The sequence below is a fragment of the Microcoleus sp. A2-C3 genome (assembly GCF_036706065.1).
Taxonomy (GTDB): domain Bacteria; phylum Cyanobacteriota; class Cyanobacteriia; order Cyanobacteriales; family Microcoleaceae; genus Microcoleus.
Genome location: NZ_JAUBVX010000002.1, coordinates 128,259 through 151,531, shown reverse-complemented (window position 1 = coordinate 151,531; position 23,273 = coordinate 128,259). Strand labels below are relative to the sequence as shown.

At 46.2% G+C, this 23,273-nt stretch carries 19 protein-coding genes, 1 tRNA gene and 1 pseudogene; 9 read left to right on the top strand and 12 right to left on the bottom strand.

Annotated elements, in window-relative coordinates; all coding sequences use genetic code 11:
- Nucleotides 1-211: 211 nt before the first annotated feature.
- The 3 genes from QUB66_RS02035 to QUB66_RS02025 form a co-directional block, all read right to left on the bottom strand.
- A complete protein-coding gene (locus tag QUB66_RS02035; protein ID WP_332966310.1) occupies nucleotides 212-367 on the bottom strand; it encodes a DUF2281 domain-containing protein in 156 nt (51 codons plus the stop codon).
- 329 nt (nucleotides 368-696) lie between these two features.
- A tRNA-Glu gene (locus QUB66_RS02030) sits at nucleotides 697-769 on the bottom strand.
- A gap of 91 nt (nucleotides 770-860) precedes the next feature.
- Nucleotides 861-1,907 carry a M42 family metallopeptidase gene (locus tag QUB66_RS02025; RefSeq protein WP_265233136.1) on the bottom strand — a complete coding sequence of 349 codons (1,047 nt, stop codon included), beginning with the start codon at nucleotides 1,905-1,907 and terminating at the stop codon, nucleotides 861-863.
- A 349-nt stretch (nucleotides 1,908-2,256) separates the two neighbouring features.
- Between QUB66_RS02025 and QUB66_RS02020 the strand changes: the two genes are divergently transcribed.
- A complete protein-coding gene (locus QUB66_RS02020; protein ID WP_332971192.1) occupies nucleotides 2,257-2,976 on the top strand; it encodes an FkbM family methyltransferase in 720 nt (239 codons plus the stop codon).
- Nucleotides 2,977-3,150: 174 nt separating this feature from the next.
- Here the strand turns inward: QUB66_RS02020 and QUB66_RS02015 are convergent, their stop codons facing one another.
- Both QUB66_RS02015 and QUB66_RS02010 read right to left on the bottom strand, forming a co-directional pair.
- A complete protein-coding gene (locus QUB66_RS02015) occupies nucleotides 3,151-4,185 on the bottom strand; it encodes a histidine kinase (protein WP_265233134.1) in 1,035 nt (344 codons plus the stop codon).
- 489 nt (nucleotides 4,186-4,674) lie between these two features.
- Nucleotides 4,675-6,075, bottom strand: coding sequence for an S-layer homology domain-containing protein (locus QUB66_RS02010; protein WP_332966312.1), 1,401 nt, complete (start codon nucleotides 6,073-6,075; stop codon nucleotides 4,675-4,677).
- A gap of 69 nt (nucleotides 6,076-6,144) precedes the next feature.
- Between QUB66_RS02010 and QUB66_RS02005 the strand changes: the two genes are divergently transcribed.
- From QUB66_RS02005 to speD, 6 genes are all read left to right on the top strand, one after another.
- A complete protein-coding gene (locus QUB66_RS02005) occupies nucleotides 6,145-6,690 on the top strand; it encodes a hypothetical protein (protein ID WP_332966313.1) in 546 nt (181 codons plus the stop codon).
- A 627-nt stretch (nucleotides 6,691-7,317) separates the two neighbouring features.
- Nucleotides 7,318-7,794, top strand: a complete 477-nt coding sequence (locus tag QUB66_RS02000; protein WP_265233131.1) for a BON domain-containing protein — start codon at nucleotides 7,318-7,320, stop codon at nucleotides 7,792-7,794.
- Complete coding sequence (locus QUB66_RS01995) at nucleotides 7,791-7,922, top strand: hypothetical protein (protein WP_265233130.1); 132 nt, start codon at nucleotides 7,791-7,793, stop codon at nucleotides 7,920-7,922. The genes QUB66_RS02000 and QUB66_RS01995 overlap by 4 nt, the downstream gene beginning before the upstream one ends.
- 246 nt (nucleotides 7,923-8,168) lie before the next feature.
- On the top strand, nucleotides 8,169-9,377 hold the full coding sequence (locus tag QUB66_RS01990; protein ID WP_265233129.1) for a general stress protein: 1,209 nt from the start codon (nucleotides 8,169-8,171) through the stop codon (nucleotides 9,375-9,377).
- Nucleotides 9,378-10,847: 1,470 nt separating this feature from the next.
- Complete coding sequence (locus QUB66_RS01985) at nucleotides 10,848-11,909, top strand: pentapeptide repeat-containing protein (protein WP_265233128.1); 1,062 nt, start codon at nucleotides 10,848-10,850, stop codon at nucleotides 11,907-11,909.
- 237 nt (nucleotides 11,910-12,146) lie between these two features.
- The gene (speD, locus tag QUB66_RS01980; RefSeq protein ID WP_265233127.1) at nucleotides 12,147-12,569 is read left to right on the top strand and encodes an adenosylmethionine decarboxylase; all 423 of its coding nucleotides are present in this window, start codon (nucleotides 12,147-12,149) and stop codon (nucleotides 12,567-12,569) included.
- An 84-nt stretch (nucleotides 12,570-12,653) separates the two neighbouring features.
- Here speD and QUB66_RS01975 read toward each other — a convergent pair whose 3' ends face one another.
- On the bottom strand, nucleotides 12,654-13,250 hold the full coding sequence (locus QUB66_RS01975; protein WP_265233126.1) for a hypothetical protein: 597 nt from the start codon (nucleotides 13,248-13,250) through the stop codon (nucleotides 12,654-12,656).
- A 145-nt stretch (nucleotides 13,251-13,395) separates the two neighbouring features.
- Here QUB66_RS01975 and queF point away from each other — a divergent pair, with 145 nt between their 5' ends.
- A complete protein-coding gene (queF, locus tag QUB66_RS01970; protein WP_265233125.1) occupies nucleotides 13,396-13,815 on the top strand; it encodes a preQ(1) synthase in 420 nt (139 codons plus the stop codon).
- A gap of 113 nt (nucleotides 13,816-13,928) precedes the next feature.
- On the opposite strand, the gene QUB66_RS01965 is transcribed toward queF, so the two are convergent.
- The 6 genes and pseudogenes from QUB66_RS01965 to QUB66_RS01940 form a co-directional block, all read right to left on the bottom strand.
- A complete protein-coding gene (locus QUB66_RS01965) occupies nucleotides 13,929-14,126 on the bottom strand; it encodes a DUF2283 domain-containing protein (protein ID WP_265233124.1) in 198 nt (65 codons plus the stop codon).
- A 301-nt stretch (nucleotides 14,127-14,427) separates the two neighbouring features.
- Nucleotides 14,428-15,840, bottom strand: coding sequence for a cytochrome c biogenesis protein (locus QUB66_RS01960; protein ID WP_332966317.1), 1,413 nt, complete (start codon nucleotides 15,838-15,840; stop codon nucleotides 14,428-14,430).
- A gap of 244 nt (nucleotides 15,841-16,084) precedes the next feature.
- Nucleotides 16,085-16,816 carry a cytochrome c biogenesis protein CcdA gene (locus tag QUB66_RS01955; RefSeq protein ID WP_375339772.1) on the bottom strand — a complete coding sequence of 244 codons (732 nt, stop codon included), beginning with the start codon at nucleotides 16,814-16,816 and terminating at the stop codon, nucleotides 16,085-16,087.
- Nucleotides 16,817-17,266: 450 nt separating this feature from the next.
- Nucleotides 17,267-17,770 carry an ATP-grasp domain-containing protein gene (locus QUB66_RS01950; protein WP_332966319.1) on the bottom strand — a complete coding sequence of 168 codons (504 nt, stop codon included), beginning with the start codon at nucleotides 17,768-17,770 and terminating at the stop codon, nucleotides 17,267-17,269.
- A gap of 267 nt (nucleotides 17,771-18,037) precedes the next feature.
- Nucleotides 18,038-18,331 (bottom strand): ATP-dependent Clp protease adapter ClpS, encoded by a 294-nt coding sequence (gene clpS / locus QUB66_RS01945; RefSeq protein WP_265233119.1) that lies wholly within the window; start codon nucleotides 18,329-18,331, stop codon nucleotides 18,038-18,040.
- 452 nt (nucleotides 18,332-18,783) lie between these two features.
- Nucleotides 18,784-19,899 (bottom strand): annotated as a pseudogene (locus QUB66_RS01940) (pyruvate formate lyase family protein); the annotation flags it as partial.
- Between the two features lie 429 nt (nucleotides 19,900-20,328).
- Here QUB66_RS01940 and QUB66_RS01935 point away from each other — a divergent pair.
- Nucleotides 20,329-23,061: a bifunctional acetate--CoA ligase family protein/GNAT family N-acetyltransferase gene (locus QUB66_RS01935; protein WP_332966321.1), complete on the top strand. Its 2,733-nt coding sequence runs from the start codon at nucleotides 20,329-20,331 to the stop codon at nucleotides 23,059-23,061.
- The last annotated feature ends 212 nt before the right edge of the window (nucleotides 23,062-23,273 follow it).

The window sequence follows — 23,273 nt, the reverse complement described above, 5'->3', positions numbered from 1 at the left end:
GTTAGGTTTTTTGGGGATGATGGCTGTCTTATTTTACTCAAGTTTCATGGAATTTGCTGAAGGCGATGGGAGGTGCGATTAAATTCCCCGACTTCAAGAAATACCAAACAATAGCATGGGTATCTATCACAACTGCGCTCATAGAGGAAACTCATAAAGGAAAATTCCCCCACATTTCTTCACGGACTTCCGCAATATCCACGGCTGTAATTTAAATATCCAGATCGCTCCACAACCCGTACAAACTACGCTGAGGTTGTTTCGGAGTAGACTTTTGCTTGAGAAACTGCACGAAGTTTAGAACTTCTTGCTGTTGCTCAGGCTGCAATTGGCGTAAATTTTCTAATACAGCTTGTTCAATTGTCATTATTTTTACTCCCCATTCATCTCTCTTCAATAAGACTAGCGGGTTTGCAGTCAATCCCGCAACACAGAAATCGCACGTTAGGCGATCGCCCGAACGCAAGTCACAAGTCTCCAAGCATAAAAAGAATTAGAAAGTGCGATCGCTTTTTCAAAGGTACGGGTAAATATCCGAAGTTTAAGAAAAAGTTTCAACAGAATTCATTAATTATCCAACATGGGAGGAGCTTGAAGCCGATCGCCAAAACAAAAATGATACCTAGCGTGTGGGTTGGGCTTGTTGCCTTTACCAGTTGCTAGATATCATTTTGATATCAAAATTGTATTTTTCAATACCCCCAGGGGAATTCGAATCCCCGTCGCATCCGTGAAAGGGATGTGTCCTAGGCCTCTAGACGATGGGGGCGCGTTTTGCGTTGCGTTTGCTTGTGTTCCGCACCTTTATTACCTTAACTAATCTTTCTGAATTTGTCAACTACTTTGCGAAAGTTTTTTTTCTAGTCATCCGAAAGCTGCTCACAGTAGGCTTTGAGGATGGCGGCGCAGTTGCCGATCGCCCCCAAGTGAGCAATCTCAAAGCCGTGGGTGTTCTGCGTGGGGAAAGCCAAACAAGCGGCGCGGGCTACATGGCCGAACTTCATGGCGATCGAAGCATCGCTCCCAAAACCGCTAATCACAGCCAACTGCACCTGTTTGCTGGCTGCTGTGGCTGCGGCGCGCAATTGGGCGTTCAATCCTTCATCGTAGACTCCGTAGCCGTCCTGAACCAGCAAAACCGGGTTTTCGCCGTCGTCGATCGGGTATTCCGCAGCCAGAGGGCAAATTTCCAAAGCAATCAGCGCCTCCAAAGGCTGGCGCTGCGTGAAATACAAAGCTCCGATCGCCCCAACCTCCTCCTTCGCCGACGCCACCAAATAAACATTCACCGCAGGCTCTGTCAAACATTCCGCCAGAGCCAGCAAAATCGCCACAGAAGCCTTGTTGTCCAGCGTGTAGCTTGCGATCCAATCCTTCAACCGCAGCGGGCGCTTGCGGTGCTTTCCCACCACCATCCGCGTGCCCGATCGAATTCCGGCCTCGGCCAATTCCTCGGCGGTACACTTGGTTTCAATCCAGGCATTTTCCCACTTGACAGCAGCATCTTCCTGCTGAGCTTTTTGAGGAGATTCGTGAGAAACGTGGCGACTCCCGAAGCTGAGAATGCCGCTAATTGTTTGCTTGTCTCCCAACAAATCGACAACACCTTCGCCATAAACCCAAGGAAAGGCGCCGCCCAACCTGCGAACTTCAACGCGGCCACGATCGCCTATGGTTTTAACTAGAGCTCCAATTTCGTCTTTGTGGGCGGTAATGGCGATCGACTTTTCGGGATTGCGGCCTTTAATTAGGGCGATCGCATTATCCGCGCGATCGATCCAAGCATTCACTCCCAGGGCTGCGAATTTTTCCATCAACCGCTGGTTAATTTCCGACTCCGCACCGCTGGGTGAGTGTAGCATGACTAACTCTTCGATTGTTTGGAATAGGCGATCGAACTCTAACATTTTTGATTCTCGTCTTTTCGAGCGTATTTTGACATATTTTAAAGCAGATTTATTCTGTCTAGCAATCCTATTTTCTGAAGTGAACCCGATTTTTTTTTATTAACAACAGAGACCGCAGAGGGATGTTTAAACATTGACACACCTTCGCCACCAAAGAAACTGGGTTTCTGATACCTTTGCGCGCTGACCTCATAAACCGGGTTTCTTGCGATTCTTCTCGTCACCAAACCTAAAATTCGTAGAAACCAGGTTTTTCGTCCCTAGGTCAAATATAGTCCGAAATATTGTTATCATAAACTTGAAAAAATATTAATTTCTTTCTATGTTTTTCCATAAACTTCAGCAACTGATGCAGCGCAAAATTAGAGCAAAAAAGTTAGGCATAGAATTTAACAGAGTTGCTAGCTTTCAATTACCCGATAATTTGCTTGTCCAAGGAAAGCGTCATCAAGTCAACGTGCCTTCAGAGAAAGGTATGGACGGAGAATTTATAGAAGTGCTTTTAGACGACTGCTACGGAGTCGAACAATTATCTCAATCGCTGAGGACAATTATTGATGTTGGAGCGAATGTCGGGTTATTTCCGATTGCGGCGAGGAATAGGTTTCCCCAGGCGGTGATTCACGCCTACGAAGCTAATCCCAACTTAGAAATTTACCTCAAACATCAATCTGAAATCGCAAATTTTACGTATTTTATGGAAGCTTTAGGAGACCGAGATGGTAAAGTAGTGCTGGATATTCGGGAAGTATCGGGAAAAACGCGATCGACTGTCAGCGAAAACGGCGACATACCGATGGTATCGTTGAAAAGGGCGATCGAGCGAATGGGCGGCAGCGTCGATTTAGCCAAAGTAGACTGCGAAGGTGCAGAATGGCTGTTATTGGAAGACCGAGATTCTTGGCAACTCGTGCAAAACCTGTCTTTAGAATATCACTTGTGGTCTGGTCACACTCACGCCGAAACCCGACAAATTATTGAAAATTTAGGATTTGAGGTCAGAAAACAAATACCAATAGATAAATGGTACGGCTTAATCTTAGCATCCCGAACCCACAACCCTCAATAATATAGCAGAAGGAAGAAGGAAGAAGGAAGAAGCAAGAAGGAAGAATAAGGAAGAAGCAAGAAGGAAGAAGCAAGAAGAAAGAATAAGGAAGAAGGTTTGTAGTGAGGACTTCAGTCCTCCAAGTTTTAGAATGACTGATGTCCTCACTACGAACCAATTTTAACAGGAGTTGGGTTAAATCTGTTCTTCACCTTGATTGAAATGGTGAATTCCTTGATTTTTCTCGACGTGCGCAATAGTATCTTCGGGAATATTGAGGATACCTGTGGATGGTTCTTGACTTTGTGGCAAAGCTTGTTCCTTGTTTTTGCGATCGGCAATTTCGCGCTGCAACTTATCAATTATTTGTTGAAAACGAGCTGCTTGCTTGAGCATTTCCTGTTCAGAAAAATCTAGCAATTGAATCAGGTTAGCAACCTGATGTTCAAGTAATTGATTTTCATAAACATTGTGAGATTGTACAATGTTTTCCGATGTTTTTGAACAAGTGAAAATATCTTTTTCGTCGAAAAGAGACAGGGCTGTTTTGACACTAAGTGCCAAATGTTTAAACAGTTGGGCTGTGCTTGCAGGAATTTTTACTTTGATAAAAATGACTACAATAAACAAACTTCCCGACTCTAGCAGTCCCCCAAATGCCAAGACAGACTTGACTCCGTAGGGAATAATTAAGGAATCTTGTTCGGGAATAAAAGGGCTGCCTTTTGCCTCGGATACGTGAAAAATATTTAATACTGCGGGTTCTAATTGCCGGAATCTTTCTGGCTCAATTCCGATCACTGTAGGAATGTCTAAACCGAACTGTTTGATTGTTTCTGAAATCGCAGGCATTTTATCTACTAATTCGGTACTAACTAATGGAATAGCTATATTTTCTGCTGCTGTGTGCCGAGAATTCCAGTGCGGGTCGGCGCCTGCTGCTGCTAACAAAGTCCAGCATTTCATGTCGGCTGCTGGGGATTTGCCGTTCATTAAGCGGCGGGCGGATTGTTGCAATGAGTCTTCTAATTCCCCGTAGGGATGAGTCTTGAACAAACGCACCAAAACACAGCTATTTTCTCCTGTTTGTGAATCGCAAAAATGTTGGTAAATATACTTGACAATTTTCTCGCTGCTGGCTTCCATACTAGCAGAATTTCTACCGAACTGGCGCAGGACTAAACTGCATTTCGCGATGTCTTGCGGGGTAAATAGGCTAATATCGTACATTGAAAAACGCTCTCCCAGACTCAAACACTCTTTTTCATTTATCCTTAAGTCCGTTACCCCATCCGGAATCATACTGAGAGTTTTGAAAAGTGTTGGTTAAAATATGTACAAAATTGGTCAGGAAAATGCAGCGATTGTGCGGAATAATACAGAAATTAAGACTAGGTAATAGAAAAAATCTATCGCTTAGGAGCGCCTTGGCGGACACAGAGGCTGGTGTATGGTGTTTGAAAGGATTTTTGACGCTGACTCGCGCAGAGAAATTTAAGAAACGGGACTTTTCTACTACTATCCCTCGGCTGTTACGGCGAGTTTTCGTGCGTCGAACTAGGTTTCTGGGTAATATCGTTTCCGGTAGCATCGGTATTATTCAATTCTTGATCAGGTGCGTGAGTGTAAATAGTCTCATGCGTGTGGATTTAATGATTTCTAGTTCTCACGCACCCTACAAATAAATAGTTCCGATGCTGTTTACCGCCCCAAACAACTTTACTGGGCTGGTTGAGATTTGGCTTGGAGAGCATCTTGAGCCGACAATCCCTGATCTTGAATGCCAAAATACCACAAACTAGCAGCAGCTTCGGCGCGGGTCACGGATTTCTTTGGCTGAAACAGAGTTGTAAAACCAAAAACCCGGCGAATATTCGCCAAGTCTCCATTGTTAAAATCAGCTAAAACTGCCCGCGACGCCTGGGAATCAATCTTAGAAGCGTCTTGAAAACCCCATTTTTCTTTCACTCCCTCAATGTTTGCTGTGGGTAAAACTTGACGAGTATCTAATGGTACTTTCCAGAGAATCATTGTTTCGCGGGTTAAAGGTGCATCGGGACGAAATTTCAGATCTTTCGTTTCTCCAGAAAGCGAACTCGGAATTAAACCGGCTTCTGCTAAACCTTGAATTGCTGAAAAATCTGGGTCTGTTTTGGGTATGTCGGAAAATGCCGGTTCGCTAGATTCTACTGCTAATCTAATTTGTTTGGCTTGACGGCTGGTATAAATCTGATTGTTTGCTGCTACTAACCAGCGGGCGTATTCGCGGCGGGTGACAATTTTGTTGGGTTCGGGTAAAGTGTTGTCAGTTTCTAAATTAGCACCGCTTTTTAATCGCACTTTCAGCACTTCCAACTGAGCCAAATCTGCCACATACTGCTGCAACTGTTGAGGAATTTTGGTGTCTAGCTGGCTAACTTTTGCTGATTTGGGCGAAGGAGATGGCGTGGGAGTAGTTCCCTCTGAATTCGATGGAGTTGGTGAAGCGGTTGGAGATGCGGTAGACTCGGAATTGTCAGGTTGGGGACTGGCTGCAATTTCTGGGCTGTCTTTGCTATAGTCGATCGCAAATTCTGTAGAACCCCCTACTTTTTGAGTCGGAGAAAGCGACACTGTTACCCGCAATTTATCTCTGGTTGCTACCAAAGAACCTTGTCCTTCGGTGGTTGGGCGGCTGACTATTTGCCAATTGCGCCGTCCAAACTCTGTCTGATAAAAGTTTTGAACCGAATTAACCGGATCTGTGCTTTCCCAACGCAGCCGCACATTTTTTGGCGAAGCATCGGTTGGCGCACCAACTTCGACCAACTGAGCATTAGGATAGAGTGGAATTTCTGTCGGGAAATCGTCCGGGAGTCTGGCGGTTGTGCTGGTTTCAACTGCTGTCGCTGGTGACGGGGAAGATAAAACCGCTGGATTTTGTTGTAATTTGGGATCGGCAGCTATGGATTCTTCGAGGGCTTTACTGTTGGGGCTGTTTGCGCAAGCTGTGACAGCAGCCAGCAGACACACAGCTAGCCAACTATTTACAGCAGCGAGTATATTGGTTTTATTGGTTTTACTGGTTTTAGCTTGCCCCATCGAGTTGCGTTGCCGTTGAGTAAATATAGTATTCAGCATAAATCCCTCGTTTGCGGATATATTTCTAGGCTAGCGCAGATCGATCGGACAAATATAATTTTTACCGAAATGAAATTTCTGTATATCATCCTAGTTACTGCTACATTACTCGTCTCGGCCCTCAAGTTTACCAGTCCGGCAAAAGCTGAAGTTGCCCCGCTGCGGACGGCACTTCCTCAGCCGGAGTGGCAGCCGTTTTGCTCGGCGATGGGTCAATTTGCGATCGATATGCCGGGAACTCCCAAAATTAATACTGAAACTTTTTCAACTCAAATTACCACTCATACATACAGATCGATCTTAAAAAACCAAGAAACTTATTTACTTCAATACTTTGACCTAGATTTTCGGATCAGCAACAATAATATCAAAATTACTTTAAATAATGCCGTGGATTTTTTTGTCGTGGCTGCGAATGCTAAATTGCTGCAAGTACGGGATATTTCGCTGGGTGGCTATCCGGGAAAAGAGTTTGAGTTTCAGCCACTTTCCCCCAAACAACCTGTAGGTGTAGGTCAAGTTTTTTTGGTGGAAACCCGCATTTACGGGCTGCTTACTACTACCCCAGAACCAGAAAATGCTCAAAAATTTCTCGACTCTTTTCGTTTGTATTGAAGCAGGAAGTTCGGCAAGGGATGTCAGTCATCAGTCATCAGTCATTAGTCATCAGTCATTAGTCATTAGTCATTAGTCATTAGGAAAAAATAGTTTTGAGTGGCGAGCTGATCTATTAATACAACTTATAGCGGTTCTCAAAAAAGTGAGGATAGCCCTATGCCCTATGCCCCATGCCCGGTTTGCCCTATTCTGGAAGCGTACCTGATCTTTCTGAGAAAGGCTATACATTTTTGAACTTGGTGTCTCTGAAAATATTAGCTTTGGCAACTAAAAATATCGGAATCAACCTGATTTATGATGAATAGTCCGTCCCAGAATAATTAAGTTAAATTTAATCTAATACCACTTTCCAAAAAGAATACAACTGTAGGTCAGATTCAAACCCATATTCAGTAGATCATGCCCAATCGCAAATCGCATAAGGCCTTATTTGTTTTTTGTACTCTATCTAACGATAGAGGTAAAAGTTACACCTGTGGAGCGATGTAGCAGCTTCCTCAATTTTATATATTTGATATAACGCTTTTTAGATCGTAGAAAGCACCACATAAATTTTTGTGTGGCTTAATTTACTTCCACGAAGTCTGGCTCATCGAAAGCTTACCCGGAGGGTACTAATATATCATGAACAAATTAACACCTATTCTCATCAGCGGTCTCCTATTATTTGGAGCTGCTGCTTGCACTGGCGACGCTAAAACTAGCGCTGATGCTCCTAATTCTACCACTGAAAATGTCAAGAGCCCGCCCCCAGCCGAGAATATTCAAAAAACTCAGGGCGACGCCACTAGCCAGATTCGCCAAAACCAAGCAAATTCTGATATTAGGGCCAGAGAACAGCGCAACAACGTGACGGGCGGCGATGCAATGAGAGCCGATGGCGACCTCAAAAGTGAAGTTCGTTCTAAGTTGGAAGTGAACATCACTAAAGGTCAGCTAACTGTTGACGCCAAAGACGGGGCTGTTACCGTAGGTGGCACAGTTCCCAGTCAAACTGATTTAGCTAAAATTGAACCCCTAGCTAAAGAGATTAAGGGTGTAAAAACGGTGAATGTTACGGCTGTTGTCGCTCCCGCAGCACCCGCATCGCCTAGCAAGTGATAAATTTGAAGGAAGAAGGAAGAAGGAAGAAGGAAGAAGGAAGAAGGAAAGTTAGGCTTGTTAAAATTGGCTATAAAGCTGATCGCAACGCCTACGTGACTCTTCCGGGTAGCGGGGGTTTAAGTTGAAGAGTTTAAGATTCATGCAATCAAAACTCCCAACTCAAAACTCGACTAATACCTGAAATTCCCATTACCAATTTCCGACTAATTTCTGATAATGAGTGGAAAATTAGCCTGAAGATAGAGACTGAATTTATTCCCAGCGACCGATGAAAAATGTTGGGAAAAAATGAGTAAATGTGATTGATGGCAGCAAGCAGAGCATAAATTCTGTAGCTGTGTAAAAGTAGTTTATTTTGAAGGAGAAAAAAAATGTCTTTAGGTCAATACAAGCGAGCTGTAGGATCGTTTTCTAATTACCGCGATACGGAACTAGCCTTGATGGAACTGCAAAGTGCTGGCTTTCCGATGAATAAAGTTTCGGTAGTTGGGGAAAGTCTCAATGGCAGCGAAATTGCGGGCGCTACAACTGCTAAGAGTACCGACGAGAAAGTGGGCGGTGGCGCGAAAGCTGGCGCGACGGCGGGAGTAGTGACGGGCGGTTTGATTGGCTTGCTGGGCAGCATTGGGGCGCTGGCGATTCCGGGAGTTGGCCCGGTGATGGCGGGGGGCGCGATCGCCACTCTGCTGGCTGACACTGTTGTCGGAGGCGCGATTGGGGCAGCAGCGGGCGGTTTGGTGGGCGGTTTGGTCGGTTTGGGTGTTCCCGAAGCCAAAGCTAAAATTTATAGCGATCGCATCTCGCGCGGAGAATATTTGGTATTCGTCGAAGGAACGGATGCCGAACTTGCTACCGCCGAAGGAATTATGAGCGTGCGGGGCATTCAGGATTGGGGCATTTATGATGTGCCGGCAGATACTGGCCGCAGATCTATGGATCGCCACAAGCGCGCTGTGGGCGTGTTTTCTACCCGCCGCGAGACGGAACACGCGCTGGCAGAACTGAGAACTGCGGGTTTCGACATGGATCGGGTTTCGGTCATCGCGAAGGATGCCGACTCTAAAGCGGATATCGCGGGGATTGACGTGCAGGAAAGCGCGGACAACAAAGCCGATGAAGGGGCGACCAAGGGCGCGCTCACAGGCGGCACGCTGGGCGGTTTGACTGGCTTGTTGGTAGGCCTGGGCGCGCTGGCAATTCCGGGTATCGGGCCGATTATGCTGGCTGGAGCTGCGGCTACGACGATCGCCACTACACTCGCGGGTACTGCTTTGGGTGCGGCTGCCGGCAGCTTGATCGGAGCTTTAGTCGGTTTGGGAATTCCCGAAGAGGAAGCCAGAGCTTATAACGATCGAGTCGCGAGAGGAGATTACTTGGTGCTGCTTGATGGTAGCGAAGCAGAAGTCGCTAAGGCTGAAGCAATTATGAGCCGCGGAGGCGTTCAGCATTGGAACACCTACGACTACCCCAGCGTGGATACCGCTCGCGCAGATTACGGCGCTCCCGGCACTCCGGGCGTTGATACTACGGCTGATATTTACGACCCCAATCAGGGCGTTACGGGCCACCGTCGGGTTTAGATAGTTGAGGTTTGGTTTGGCTATTGTTTCTACTTCCCGTAGGGATGGACGCACTGGCGCACTTGGATTGTCGAAGCCGTAGGCCTTGAGCGCCATGTCGGTAAAATTATCTCAAAAGTCGGCTTTTTCTGTGAAAGCCGGCTTTTGTTTTGTCCTGGAAAGTTTAAAAAAAGCGATTTGTTAAAAGTTTAATTTTGATTGGCGAGCTGGGCTTTTTGCTGGAAGCTCGATCGGCGCCCTTAATTTTGATACCCTAAATCCGCAGCGCTTTTGGAGTCTGTAACACTCACTACTGCTCGATTGCAAACTCCGCAGTATTATCAAATTAGATGGCCTAAATTGCAGCAAAGATTGCCCAGTTAGTCAAAGAACGACTATCTTTAATTATGGGGCCGCTAATTTCAGCAACTTATGCAACTTACCAGTATAGGTGAAGTAGCCAGTCCCGCGCACCGAGTATGGCCTGCGGTGGTCGGCAACTATTAGTAGAATAATATTGTCGTCGCCTTCGGGGAAGACTTAGGCTAGTCATTGGTTGGCTGTAGCAGAATTGCCCTCGGTAAGACCTGCTACAGAAATACATTTTTTCTGGGAAGGCCTCAGCGAAGCATTTGAGAAGCCCAGGAACAGCTATGATCTCCGAGAGTGCGTCAGGTGTCGGGTCTTCTGTTAATTAGAACCGCAAGCGCTCATGGATAGAATCAACATTAACAGCAAACACAGCAGCGCGGGAGCACGGGAATGGCTCGCGGATCACTTTTTTGGGAAATCGCAGACGAGTGATAGCGTGTTGCTTTCTTCGCCCGTGAGCCGTTCAGAACTCAGAGGGAAACAGCCTTCCTGTTGGATTTCACGCTGCATCAAGCACAGTGGGGGGAGGTGACACTAGCTGAGCTAACCGGGCTCTGCTTTCATGGCGATCGCACAGGCAGAAAGTAGAAGACATTCGGTGTTGAAGCTTCGAGTTCTTATTTCTTTCTGACACTAATAAATGCGATCGCCTGTATCAGCAATTTTTCGGGTCAGAATGTGGCCCGGATGCCGCCAGCAATAGGTCAAATCGGCGATCGACCTTGACCAGAAGTGCGATCGACAAATTCTCTGTATTTTGGTAAATAGTGAGTAGTGAATAGTTAGTGATTAGCAGTTAGTATAAATACAACTAACAATTAACAACTAACATCAGCCATAACTAACTACTAGCAAAATAAAACTTACACAACTTACACGCGCGGGCGAGAAACTCTGTTTCTTCATGACTGCGCTGGTCAAACCCAAAATCTTCTCCGAAAAGCCTGGTTAATTTGCGTAAGTTATAACTAGGTTAATAAGGTAGCGCTAGTAATCAACCACTTTTGATAATTGTTAATGTGGCAGTATTGGTTGAAAGCCTGACTAGCAAACACGAACATACAAATTTTCAGACAACATAGAACATCGAGAAATTAAGGAAACTCACTCAATTTTTTTATGAATTTCACTGAGCTTTTAAGTGCTGATGAACTTTTAACTAGACATAGAAACGGGGAACGAGATTTTCGAGGAGCTAACCTCATTGCAGCTCATTTGATTGAAGCTAATCTCAGTCGCACAAATTTGAGCAGCGCTAACTTAAAAGGTGCTAACTTAATTAGAAGCAAACTAATTGGAGCTAATTTAAACAGTGCCGACTTGAGCGGGGCTAATTTATCTAAGGCGAAATTAATTGAAGCTAACCTGGGCAGTTCTAGTTTAACTGGAACGGTGGCGATCGGAGCAGATTTTAGCGGAGCCAATCTCAGCGGAGCAATATTGTCTCGCGCTGACTTGAGCAAAGCTGTGATGACTGGAGCGAGTTTAGTAGGAGCTTGTTTGCTCAGCGGCTCGAAACTAACTGAGGCCAATTTGAGTGGCGCGACGCTGAGCCGAGCCATTATGAGCGGAGTTGATTTAAGCAGAGCAAATCTAACTAGAGCGATTCTTAGCGAGGTAGATTTGAACGGGGCTAACCTGAGCGGAGCAATTCTAATTCGGGCTTATCTCAATCGCGGAAATCTCAGCGGTGTTAATTTGGTTGGGGCGATTTTGAGCGAAGCAAGTCTGCGGGAGGCTTGTATTTGCGCTGCTAATTTGAGCAATGCTGACTTGAGCGGTGCTGACTTAAAAGGAGCTAATTTAAATGGCTCTAATTTGAGCGGTGCTGACTTGCAAGGAGCTAATTTAAGTAAAGCCAATTTGAATGGTTTGATTCTGCACCATGCTGATTTGAGGGCTGCGAATTTAAATAAAGCTTCTTTGCGGGGAGCAGATTTGAGCGGTGCAAATTTGTCTGGTGCTAGCTTGCTGGAAGCGGATTTGCGTGGGGCGAACCTGAGTCACGCCAATTTGTCGGGTGCGGGTTTGTTGCTGAGTTCTCTGACAGGGGCAAATTTGACAGGAACTAATCTGTCGGAGGCGAATCTGATTGGAGCGAGCTTGAATGTTGCTAATTTGAATGAAGCGGCTTTGAGCGGGGCTATTTTGCCGAATGGAGCTACTCATAGCCGGGATTAATACTATATTCATAACGTCGTTCTTGTCAGTCGGGAACGAGCTAAACGCAGGAACGTGCGATCGTAGTAAAGTAAAAAAAGCTTCACTACCTTCGTTTTTTTTGCAGTGGTATGCTGCCGCCCAGAGAACTCGCCGCTATTTCTGATTTATTTTTGGAAATTTACTTGCAAAATTTCTTGACTCTGTGCTATCGTCAAAAGGTTTGGAACACTACAATTAAAGGTAAAACCCCGCAGAATGAAACAATTGGGAACCCATCTGGTCGCTGATGCTTGGGAGTCTCCTGGAGACATCCTCAACGATCCTGAACGTATCCGCCGCGCCATACTCGATGCGATCGAAGCCGGAGGAGCTACTCTCATCGATTTGTGCGTACACCAGTTTAGTCCTCACGGAGTGACGGCTACTGCAACTTTGGCAGAGTCTCATATAGCAATCCATACTTGGCCTGAACACGGTTATTTTGCCGCAGACTTATTTTTCTGCGGAGCCGGCGATCCTCACCGAGCCATGAAGGTGCTACAAACAGCTCTGGAAGCTAAACAGGTAAAACTCACTGAGTTCACGCGCGGTTTCGAGCCCGGGGTGGGCAGCCTAGGTTCTGCTTGTGAAGAGCAGTATGCGCCTCGTGCAGTAGAAACGAGTGCCGTCAGAGTATAGTGACCAATTAGCGTAACTTTGAACATTTTATGCTAGGTTTCGGTTAAAATCCCACGGCTCAGGTCGTGGGATTCTTGTTGGAATTTACTTTTTCATTAATAAAGGACGAACAACTAAATAACCTGCGCCGAAGGCGGAAATGACTATCAGAAAAATTGCGATCATCAACCATAATCCGTTTAAGTCTGAGGCTTTTTTGGGTTGAGATCGCACACGGTAAGGAGTTTCTGGCACTTCTGTAAATGATTTTTGTGGAAGTGTGTCAGGCATCCGGGGGGCTGTGGGCTCCGCTTCCGGTAGAGGGAAAGGGAAAGCCACTGTCTGAGGTGGTTGAGGTATGGTAGAGTTAGTCCGCGAGGTGACAGGTGCTGGGGGCTCCGGTTCAACGCTGAAATTGAATTTGACTGAGGGCATTTGGGGCATCCCAGTCAGGGTGACAGTCTGAGCTGAGTTGACGACTTGCTGTAGCTGCTGGGATACTTGAACTACTGTTTCTACTTCTCGCCGCAGTTGTTGATTTTGTTGGACTAATTGCTGGTTGTGGGTTTTGAGGGAGTCGAGCATCGCTTGGGCGGCTTGCAATTCGGCGGTGACTTCTCGATAGAGGGAAATTGGTACCGATGGAGAGTAAGTATTTGAGTTTTCAGGGGATGTATTGTCAGATAAGGTAGTATTTTGCATAATTGTAGATGGCGAGGGTGAACTTTTTTAAGTTTAGCCTGAGAGTATTTGCAATTAGATCGATCGCAACACAATTCGTCAATATATTTGTTAAAAATATTAATAGTGAGTTTAGTTAAATGTTAGAAGTTTTCAGTCGATCGCTATGAACAACCACCCAACCGAACAAGATGTGTCGCCAAAGTCAAGTACCGAGGCAATGAAATATGGCGAACGCGAGATTTTGGACGGGGAGTTAATTACTTTCCCGAACCCGCGAGTCGGGCGGCGTTACACGATTAACATTACTTTGCCAGAGTTTACTTGCAAGTGTCCGTTTTCGGGCTATCCCGATTTTGCCACGATTCACGTTACTTACGTGCCCGACGAGCGGGTGGTGGAGTTAAAGGCGATGAAGCTGTACGTTAACAGTTATCGCGATCGCTACATTTCTCACGAAGAATCGATCAATCAAATTTTAGACGATTTTGTCGCAGCTTGCGCGCCACTGGAAGTGACAATTAAGGGCGATTTTTTGCCACGGGGGAACGTGCACACTGTGGTTGAGGTGCGGCACGAGAAGTAGGGCTAGTATTAGTTGTAGTCAGGTGCGCTGTACATCGCCCTAGGAATTGGTGTAAGGTGCGCAGTGCGCACCCTACGGTTCGTTGTAGTAGTTGATTTTGAGGATGGACTGCTTTAGCGGGCAGGTATTTGATCGGAGACAGATTCTAATGAGATGAATTGTTTGACATCTAATATTTCGATCAATACCAGTTCTCCACTGCTAGAATAGTGTAGAATAATTTGCCCTTCATCTTCGGCATAGGCGATCGGGCGATCGCAAATTTCGATCAGCATCGCATCTACATCCGGGCTGTATCTAATCTTTTTCATATCTTGACCTCTTACCAGGATAAGCAGTAATTACTAAAATTCGATCGAGATATTCTTGGTAAACCACTCTTAGGACAAGTCCATTCAATCTCTTTTGACAAATAAACTTCCCTTCACCACTTGCTTCTATCTTACTAGGCATTCTAAACAGTTTCGGAAATTAAATATGTTGAAATTGTAACCCCGTGACTTTCAAGAATTTCTATTTTCAGCAAGGCGTGTTGACTAAATTCTATTTTTTTATCCACATTTATTTTTCGTTTTATCCATTGGTGTAAGGTGCGCAGTGCGCACCCTACGGTTAGGTTTGACTAGCAACAGAAGTCGGGGATATCGCACTTTTTGCATCTGCTGTTTTCAATTCTGCCAACTTGTCCAAAATCTCCACAACTTCTCTTTCAAATATCACCTGAGCGCGATTAGTGCGCCCGCCAACATAGAGTTTGCCTTCCTTTTCCAAAGCCCAAATCTGCGAGTGAGACAGATAGCTCATCATCACGCTGAGCATCAGCAACCCAAAGCCAGTATAAACTAGCGGAATTCCCGGATCGGCTTTAATTTGCAATCCCGTGCTCCCGACAACTTCGTCAATTGCCAACATCACTCCGTTAACTTCGACTGCGCTGCCGGCGCGAACAGTAGTTAACAATTTGCCATCCGTACCGTAGACTAACATCGTGCCTTGCAAGTCCTTTGCTAGCAAAGAAACTCCCGCACTTAAATCGGGTTTTGTTGGAATCCAAGCACCCCAAATTCTGCCTTTACCCTGGGTGTCTAACTGAGCCATTGGCAATTGTAAAACCGGGCTTTTGTTGAGGCGAACTCGCACGGCGGCTAGGGCCCAATCTGCTTGATAAAAGGTGACTCCTCGGTATCTCAGCGGCTCGTTAACGTGAATGGTTTTGCGATCGACCTCTTGGCCTGTTTTGTCCAAAACCGACAAATCAGAGTAAAATTGGTCGATCGCCCCGCTCGGACTATAATCGATCCAGAACCGATTCACACGCATCGACCAATCCTTCGGTATTTGCGGCCCAGCCCAAGGCCCCGCATCCGTGATATTCTGCACCCGAAACGTTTCACCGCTAGGAACCATTTCTTGACCCATAAAACCAGTCATCGAGCCCAATATCGACCCAGCTAAAATAATTAGCATACTGGCGTGAACAATAATCGGGCCAATTTTACCAATTATGCCTTTACGAGCATAAACTTTTTCGCCTTCTCGGAAGATGCGGTAGTTTTTTTGCTGTAAAAGTTGTTCTAACGAGGTTAAATCAACTGTTTCTAATTCCGCACTGAGAGCTAATTTCTCAAACTGCTTCGGTTCTTCATAAAATTTCCAGCGGCGGGCCGATTTTAATGCGGGAAATTGTCGAGTAAAAGTGCAAGCTGTCAAGCTGCTGCCGAACAAAATTAGGATTGACAAAAACCACCAAGTGCGGTAAACGTGGTCTAGTCCTGCAATGATCACAACTTTCCAAGTTAAGAAACCGAAAAGGGCTGGGTGTTCTGGATAGTTGGATTGGTAAAACTCTACCGATTGGCCTTGTTCGATGACGGTGCCGGAAATGCTGAAAAGTGCGATCGCCAGCAGCAAGATAATTGCCAGCCGCAAATCTGCCAGCACCGGCAATATTTCCCGCTTGAAGAACTTTTGAGGTGCATTCGCCCAGTCTGATAGTTTGGATAGAAATACTTCTTTTGATGTCATAGGAAGGAAGAAGGAAGAGGGAAGAGGGAAGAAGGAAGAGGGAAGAGGGAAGAAGGAAGAAAATATTATTTTTATCTAGCAATTCTCAATCAATTGTGAATTCTTTATTTTTCTTCCTTCGTGTTCTTAGCGTCTCAGCGCTTCGCGCAGGCTACGCCAACGCGGTTCGTTAAAAAAATAGTTCACCAATTCTGTAATGATTGCTATATCTTCAAATAAGAACTGAAGTCCGAACGATCGAACCTTAGGCGGGAAGTATGCGGGAAAGTAGGGAAAAAACGCCAAATCCTACTAGCAAAACGCCGCTAACAGGCGTGATCCAACTCGACCACCTGCGTAATTCTAACAATTTTTTAATGCTCGCGGTAAAAGTACCTGCTATAATTAGCGGAGCGACATAACCAGCAGCGTAAAACAGCAGCAATACACCACCTAAAACGGTATCTCCCGTTTTGGAAACCCAAGCTAAGAGCGTAGCTAAAACCGGAGTGCTGCACGGAGATGCTACTAAACCAAAAGTTAAGCCCAATAAGTACGATCGCACGCCCGCAGGCAAATTCTTCGGCACCCACCCCACAGCGTCGAAAGACGGCATTTGTAAGGGTAAAGCTTCGAGTAAATTCAGCCCCATTAAAATCGCGATTATACTGACAACGATCGGCAAACCCAGACCAATTTTGCCATAAACTTGACCCGCAAATGATGCTACAATGCCTAAACCCGCGAGGGTTGTGGCTAATCCCAGAGAAAACCACGCCGACTGGGCGGCAGCTTGAAGACGGCTTTTTGCTTCGTATCCGCCGATGTAGCCGATCGTGATCGGCAACATGGAAAGCATACAGGGCGTTAAGCTAGTTAGCAATCCTGCCAGAAAAATCACTCCGACGCTGACTAAACTCAGGTGTGTCAGTTGAGTGTTGACTAAATTATTAGCAAATTGTGCGAGTTCGTAAAGTTGGGTTTGCAGGGTTTCCATCAGTCGATTTTAGATTTTAGATTTTAGATTTTTAGATTGACTCCACAGTCGATTTTAGATTTTAGATTGACTCCACGGATGAATCTGGAAGCTGAAACTAAATATCTAATTTTTTTCAATCTCCACGACTCCTATCGCGGGCTGGTATCCCTATGCAGGTGAGTTCCGGCGGGCGTGCTGTTCTGGCTATGTTGAAAATTGTAACAGATGCGGGCAGCTTCGGTTTAAGATTTGAGATTTGAGCGCGATCGACTGGTTGAGAGTGCAAAGGGCGATCATAGACTTCTTGCAAAAATAGCTAGGACGATGCTCAAAGCCCATCCCACATTTTTTTCTTGTGGGATGGGCTTTGAGCATCGTCCGAAAATTTGATTAAAAGGACTTTTGCAATTCAAGTCTCATAATTGTAGGATGGGCACGAGAGCCCGTGCGATCGCCTCTTAACGCCAGTTAATCCATTAAGAGCTTGACCAATTCTTGTGTAATAGGAAAACCAGTCTGACGCTCAAAATGTACAAACATCGGACTAGGATTTGCCTCTAAAAATACATACTCACCCGTTGGCTTGACACGCCAATCAATCGCATTCCACTCTACCATAAATGCCTGGGATATTGCCAAACATTGTTTGTGAACTGCTTCTGGCAAATCTATCGGAATTAGCTCAGCGTCCAAATCTTCCCGAAAGTCCAAAGCTGGACTCCGAATTTCGGCAGTATAGACTGATTCACTAATCACATAACTGCGAATATTTGTCCCAGAAATATACTCTTGGATTGTGACTGAAGAAATACTCAAAGCCATGTTCAACCGATTAAGTTCTAAATGCGCCTCTGTCATAAACTTGTTATGAGCACCACCATAAACAGGCTTGAAAATTGCTTTTTGATAAGCTTTGATAAATTCCCTAACTTCCGCTGCATCGTTACTGATTAAAGTTGCAGGAATCGTCACACCTATTTGTTTTGCCTTAGTCAGTTGTCGGGGTTTTTCTTTGTGAAATTGGTACGCCAGGAATTGACCCAGCGAGTTCGATCAACCTGTACTCATTGAATCATTAAATGCGACCTGCTGTTGGTTGAAATCTTTTAAAGGTGGAACGGAAACACCGGAGAAATTACGCCAAAACACACTGTGAATATCTTCGAGATTCAAGCGACGAGCGGACGGTAGCATCAAGCATCCGACCTCGGTGTCAGGTCGCCAAGACGTAAATACCGGTTAAGTAGACTCTAGCGGAGCCATTGTCAGTCCAGCACGGCTCAATTGCATATGATAAAGTTCTGCTTGTTCTTGCGGCCCAACCCAGACGGTAGCCTGGCCTTCGTTGTGGATTTGGTCGGCTAGTTTCCAAGCTTGATCGCTCGTCATCCCTGGAATGTATTTCGTCAAACATTCCACGACGTGCTGAAATGTGTTGAAATCGTCGTTGAGGACTATTACCCGATAGTTGGGATAAGACTTGCGGGTAACTTGACTCGATCGAACGGGTGCTATGGTTGGTGAAGAGGTCATCGCGCGAACAGCCACTAAAATTACAAAATTCTTAAAACAGTTACCTTTTCAACTATATCACAATTTCTGAATTTTTAAACCGCCTATGGCAAATAGATCGACTTTGGCGATTTTCGAGGGCGATGTTTAGATTTTTAGATTTGAGGACAAAGAAACCGGGTTTTCAGGAAATTGAGGGTTTCTACCCACGATTTTAGTTGAAAAACCCGGTTTCTGGCTACTCGTTAGATGCAGTACAGCTTATCAAACTACAGTTAACTCTCGATCGACCCCAGAAGTGTTGGTGTCAGAGTAGGCTTGCAGCAGAAGCTGCTTTAAATCTTCAATCAGCGGGTAGCGGGGGTTAGCCCCGGTGCACTGATCGTCAAAAGCGCGATCGGCCATTTCCTCAACACGAGCAAAAAAGAAATCATCGCTAATTCCCTGACTGGCGATCGCCTCCTGAATCGTGCATCGTGCAATGCCATTTCTAGCCGCTCGTAGCAGTATTTATCGTGCATATAGTGAATGACATTCAGCGTATTGATATAGGTTTTTGCTAACCACGCCATTATGTCATGGAACCGCGCTTTTACCTCGTCATAATCGAGATATTCGGAAGTAATTGGTGGAAACTGCGGCGTGATTTGGTCGCCGGACTTCTCATTTATACCGCCGTTAATCGCATAGAGCAAAGTCTTAGCTAAGTTAACTCGCGCCCCGAAAATCAGTTCTTGCAATTCCAGTTCTGAACTCGCGCCACTTTGCAAATCGCGATCGAAATAAATGTCTAAAAACGTCGATACGCGACCGAGAGACATCGCCGCCCCGTTTTGTTCTTTCACTGCTCCCAAGTAGCCAAAATACAGCCACTGGACAGCTTCTCGTGCATTGGCCGCCGGCTTGCAAATATCAAAGCCGTAGTTAGCAGCCATTTCTTTCAACTCCAACAATGCGCGAATTTGCTCGGATAACTCTTCGCGCAAACGAATTGTTCCCTCTTCCATCGCCTCTAGTTCGAGCGATTCTTGCTGTTGTTTCTTATCGTCAATCAGGCGATCGACACCGTACAGAGCAACCCGCCGGTAGTCACCGATGATGCGCCCGCGTCCGTAGGCATCTGGCAAACCTGTGATGATACCAGAACGTCTCGCCAAACGCATGGAGCGGGTGTAAACATCGAAGACACCATCGTTGTGTGTTTTGCGATATTTCGTAAATATTTCTTGTGTTTGTGGATCGAGTTGATAACCGTAAGCTTCTAAACCTGTCTTGACCACGCGAATTCCGCCGAAGGGCATAATCGCGCGTATCAAAGGTCGATCGGTTTGCAAACCTACTATTTTTTCTAAATCGCGATCGATGTATCCCGCAGCATGAGCGACGATCGATGTGGGTACTTTTGTATCAACATCCAACACACCTTTTTCGCGCTCTTGTTTCATTAGTTCCAGAACTGCGCGCCAAAGTTGCTGGTTTTTTTCTGTTGGTGCTGCGATAAATTCTGCATTCCCTTCATAGGGGGTGTAATTCTTTTGGATGAAGTCTCTGACGTTGACTTCCTTTGTCGAGTTGCCTTCAGTAAAGCCGTGCTATTCTACTAATATAGCTTGCTTTCACCTTATTTTTTGTTAGCGAGCGATTTTTTCTTCTCCGACCGCTATATCTAGCATATATTTAATCTCAATATTTTAAATACTCTGTTCGCTATTTGTTACAAAAATTGACTTGCTAATTCGGTGGGAAGAATTAAAATAGATAGTATGCAGAACATCCTCTGTAATTTGTGAGGAAGCTATAATAAAATGGGATTCCGAACTAACTGTTGGACAACGAAAATGTTGTTTAAGAGGGGTCGGTCGGAAACGCGCAATGAGATTTTTTGGTCAGGAACCGCGAACATCCGAAGAAGATGAATAAAAAGCCGAAAAAGAGCCTAAAAATAGTTTGGATTGGATGCGGTAATTGTTATCGAAAGCAGATCAATATTAATTGCTGATTAATTGAAGTAGGGTATTATGCAGATAAATTCAAGAACTCAAAGCACTGCGAGCGATCCGGCTCACGATATTTGGAAAGAACAGCGTCATCCGCTCGATCACATTTTTCATCCTCGCTCCGTGGCTGTAATCGGCGCAACAGAGAGAGCAGGAAGCGTCGGACGTACTCTCCTGTGGAACTTGATTCGCAATCCCTTTGGCGGAACGGTTTTTCCGGTGAATCCACAGCGCCGCAGCGTCTTGGGACTCAAGTCCTATCCTGACATTGCTAGCGTCCAGGAAATAGTGGATCTCGCGGTGATTGCTACGCCGGCGGCTAGTGTGCCGCAAGTGATCCGCGAATGTATCGCTGCTGGGGTGAAAGGAGCAGTTATTGTTTCGGCTGGTTTTAAAGAAATTGGGCCGGCGGGAGTTGCTTTAGAACAGCAAATTCTGGCCGAAGCGCGTCTGGGCGAAATGCGGATTATCGGCCCGAATTGTCTCGGCGTGATGAATCCTGTGCTGGGGCTGAATGCTACTTTTGCAGGCTCGATCGCCCGTCCGGGTAATGTCGCCTTCATCAGTCAAAGCGGCGCCCTCTGTACTTCGATTCTAGACTGGAGTTTGGGCGAAAATGTCGGTTTTAGCGCTTTTGTGTCGATCGGCTCCATGCTCGATGTCGGTTGGGGCGATCTGATTCATTATTTCGGCGACGATCCCCACACCCACAGTATCGTTTTGTACATGGAATCGATGGGTGATGCTCGATCGTTCCTCTCCGCCGCCCGCCCAGTGGCGATCGACAAACCGATCATCGTTCTCAAGGTAGGACGTACCGCCGCCGCCGCCCAAGCCGCCGCTTCCCATACGGGAGCTTTGACCGGCAGCGATGACGTGCTCAACGCTGCTTTCCGGCGCTGTGGCGCGTTGCGCGTACATACAATTTCCGATTTGTTCGACATGGCAGAAATTCTGGCCAAGCAACCGCGACCGCAGGGCAACCGCCTATCGATCGTCACCAATGCCGGAGGCCCAGGGGCGATCGCCACTGATGCCTTAATTAGCGGCGGCGGTGCCCTCGCAGAGCTTGCACCGGAGACGCTGCAACAGCTTGATGAGTTTTTACCCCCTCAGTGGAGCCATCAAAACCCGATCGATATTTTGGGCGATGCTGGTAGCGATCGCTACGCCAAAACTCTAGAAGTAGTCGCTCCCGATCGCAATAGTGACGGATTGCTGGTCATCCTCACACCCCAAGCGATGACAAATCCCACCCAAACCGCAGAACTACTCAAGTCCTACAGCCAACTCGGAAAGCCCTTATTAACAAGCTGGATGGGCGGTGCGGGAGTGTTAGCGGCAACGGAAATTCTGAATCAGGCAAATATTCCGACTTTCCCCTATCCCGATACCGCAGTCAGGTTGTTTAATTATATGTGGCGGTACAGCTACAACCTGCGCTCTATCTACGAAACGCCTGCTCTCTCCGCTGCGGAAATCCCGACTTGCGATCGATCGGCGGCCACAAATATTTTGACTTCTGTTGTCAAAAGCGATCGCACTTTGCTCACAGAATACGAATCAAAGCAGTTACTCGCAGCCTATGGAATTCCCACTGTAGCCACCGAAATTGCCCTCAGCCCAGCCGAATCTGTGGAAATTGCCGATCGCCTCGGTTATCCAGTGGTGCTAAAACTGCATTCTGAGACGATTACTCACAAGACCGATGTGGGGGGCGTACAACTAAATTTAGGCGATTCTAAGGCTGTAATTAGTGCCTTTGAAGCGATCGCCCAGCGGGTACGGGCGATCGATCCCGCAGCGTTTCTCGGCGTGACTGTGCAGCAAATGGTGCATTTGGAAGGCTACGAACTAATTTTGGGTAGCAGTATTGACCCTCAATTTGGGCCAGTCATGCTGTTTGGTTCCGGCGGACAATTAGTGGAAGTGTTTCAGGATCGATCGCTAGCACTGCCACCTTTAAATACCACCCTAGCGCGGCGGATGATGGAGCAAACGCGCATCTATAAAGCTTTGCAAGGAGTGCGCGGGCGATCGGCAATTGACCTAGAAAAACTCGAACAGTTATTAGTTCGTTTCAGTCAACTGATTGTCGAGCAACCTCAGATTGCCGAGATAGATATTAATCCGCTGTTGGTTTCTCCAGAAGGTGCGATCGCCCTCGATGCCCGCGTTGTTCTCCACTCTGCCGAAAACGCCATTTTACCCGCGATTCGCCCCTATCCTATGCAATACGTTCAAGAATGGTCAACTCTGACAGATCATCCCATCATGATCCGTCCGATTCGCCCAGAAGATGAGCCGCTGATGGTGCTGTTTCATCAAGAGCTTTCCGAAGAAAGCGTGTATTTGCGCTACGCTCACATGGTAAAGTTAAAGCACCGCATCGCTCACGAACGTTTGACCCGGATTTGTTTTATTGACTACGATCGGGAAATGCTGTTAGTAGCCGATCGCAAAGACCCGGAAACCTTAGAACACCGGATTTTGGGAGTAGCACGTCTCAGCAAACTCCACGGCACAAACGAAGCCGAATTTGCGCTCATCGTCAGCGATAGCTATCAGCAGCGCGGTTTGGGAACAGAATTATTGAGGCGGCTGCTGCAAATTGGTCGGGAAGAGAAGTTAAATGCGATCGTCGGTTACATTCTCACTAGCAACTACAAGATGCAGAGTCTCTGTAAAAAATTAGGATTTGAGTTCCAACTAGACCAAGGCGAAGGAATGTTAAAAGCTGTTTTTGTCTGCTAGCTAATCCAGTCTTACGCGCACACTCTATTCGATCTCAAACAAGATGGAGCAGTGCGATCGCTTAATTCATAATTCGCGATCTGACAAACTGATTATAATTGTGAATTACTTTTTGGTAGTGTAGTGATTAGACCTCTTGCAAAAATAACTAGGACGGGTTCTCCGGCCCGTTCCACAATAAAAAATGTTTATCGTGCAACAGGCCGAAAAGC

Bases quoted from the DNA above. Each gene is read 5' to 3' on its own strand.
- QUB66_RS02035 (WP_332966310.1), bottom strand. From the start codon at position 367: ATGACAATTGAACAAGCTGTATTAGAAAATTTACGCCAATTGCAGCCT.
- QUB66_RS02025 (WP_265233136.1), bottom strand. From the start codon at position 1,907: ATGTTAGAGTTCGATCGCCTATTCCAAACAATCGAAGAGTTAGTCATG.
- QUB66_RS02020 (WP_332971192.1), top strand. From the start codon at position 2,257: ATGCAGCGCAAAATTAGAGCAAAAAAGTTAGGCATAGAATTTAACAGA.
- QUB66_RS02015 (WP_265233134.1), bottom strand. From the start codon at position 4,185: ATGTACGATATTAGCCTATTTACCCCGCAAGACATCGCGAAATGCAGT.
- QUB66_RS02010 (WP_332966312.1), bottom strand. From the start codon at position 6,075: ATGCTGAATACTATATTTACTCAACGGCAACGCAACTCGATGGGGCAA.
- QUB66_RS02005 (WP_332966313.1), top strand. From the start codon at position 6,145: ATGAAATTTCTGTATATCATCCTAGTTACTGCTACATTACTCGTCTCG.
- QUB66_RS02000 (WP_265233131.1), top strand. From the start codon at position 7,318: ATGAACAAATTAACACCTATTCTCATCAGCGGTCTCCTATTATTTGGA.
- QUB66_RS01990 (WP_265233129.1), top strand. From the start codon at position 8,169: ATGTCTTTAGGTCAATACAAGCGAGCTGTAGGATCGTTTTCTAATTAC.
- QUB66_RS01985 (WP_265233128.1), top strand. From the start codon at position 10,848: ATGAATTTCACTGAGCTTTTAAGTGCTGATGAACTTTTAACTAGACAT.
- speD (WP_265233127.1), top strand. From the start codon at position 12,147: ATGAAACAATTGGGAACCCATCTGGTCGCTGATGCTTGGGAGTCTCCT.
- QUB66_RS01975 (WP_265233126.1), bottom strand. From the start codon at position 13,250: ATGCAAAATACTACCTTATCTGACAATACATCCCCTGAAAACTCAAAT.
- queF (WP_265233125.1), top strand. From the start codon at position 13,396: ATGAACAACCACCCAACCGAACAAGATGTGTCGCCAAAGTCAAGTACC.
- QUB66_RS01965 (WP_265233124.1), bottom strand. From the start codon at position 14,126: ATGAAAAAGATTAGATACAGCCCGGATGTAGATGCGATGCTGATCGAA.
- QUB66_RS01960 (WP_332966317.1), bottom strand. From the start codon at position 15,840: ATGACATCAAAAGAAGTATTTCTATCCAAACTATCAGACTGGGCGAAT.
- QUB66_RS01955 (WP_375339772.1), bottom strand. From the start codon at position 16,816: ATGGAAACCCTGCAAACCCAACTTTACGAACTCGCACAATTTGCTAAT.
- clpS (WP_265233119.1), bottom strand. From the start codon at position 18,331: ATGACCTCTTCACCAACCATAGCACCCGTTCGATCGAGTCAAGTTACC.
- QUB66_RS01935 (WP_332966321.1), top strand. From the start codon at position 20,329: ATGCAGATAAATTCAAGAACTCAAAGCACTGCGAGCGATCCGGCTCAC.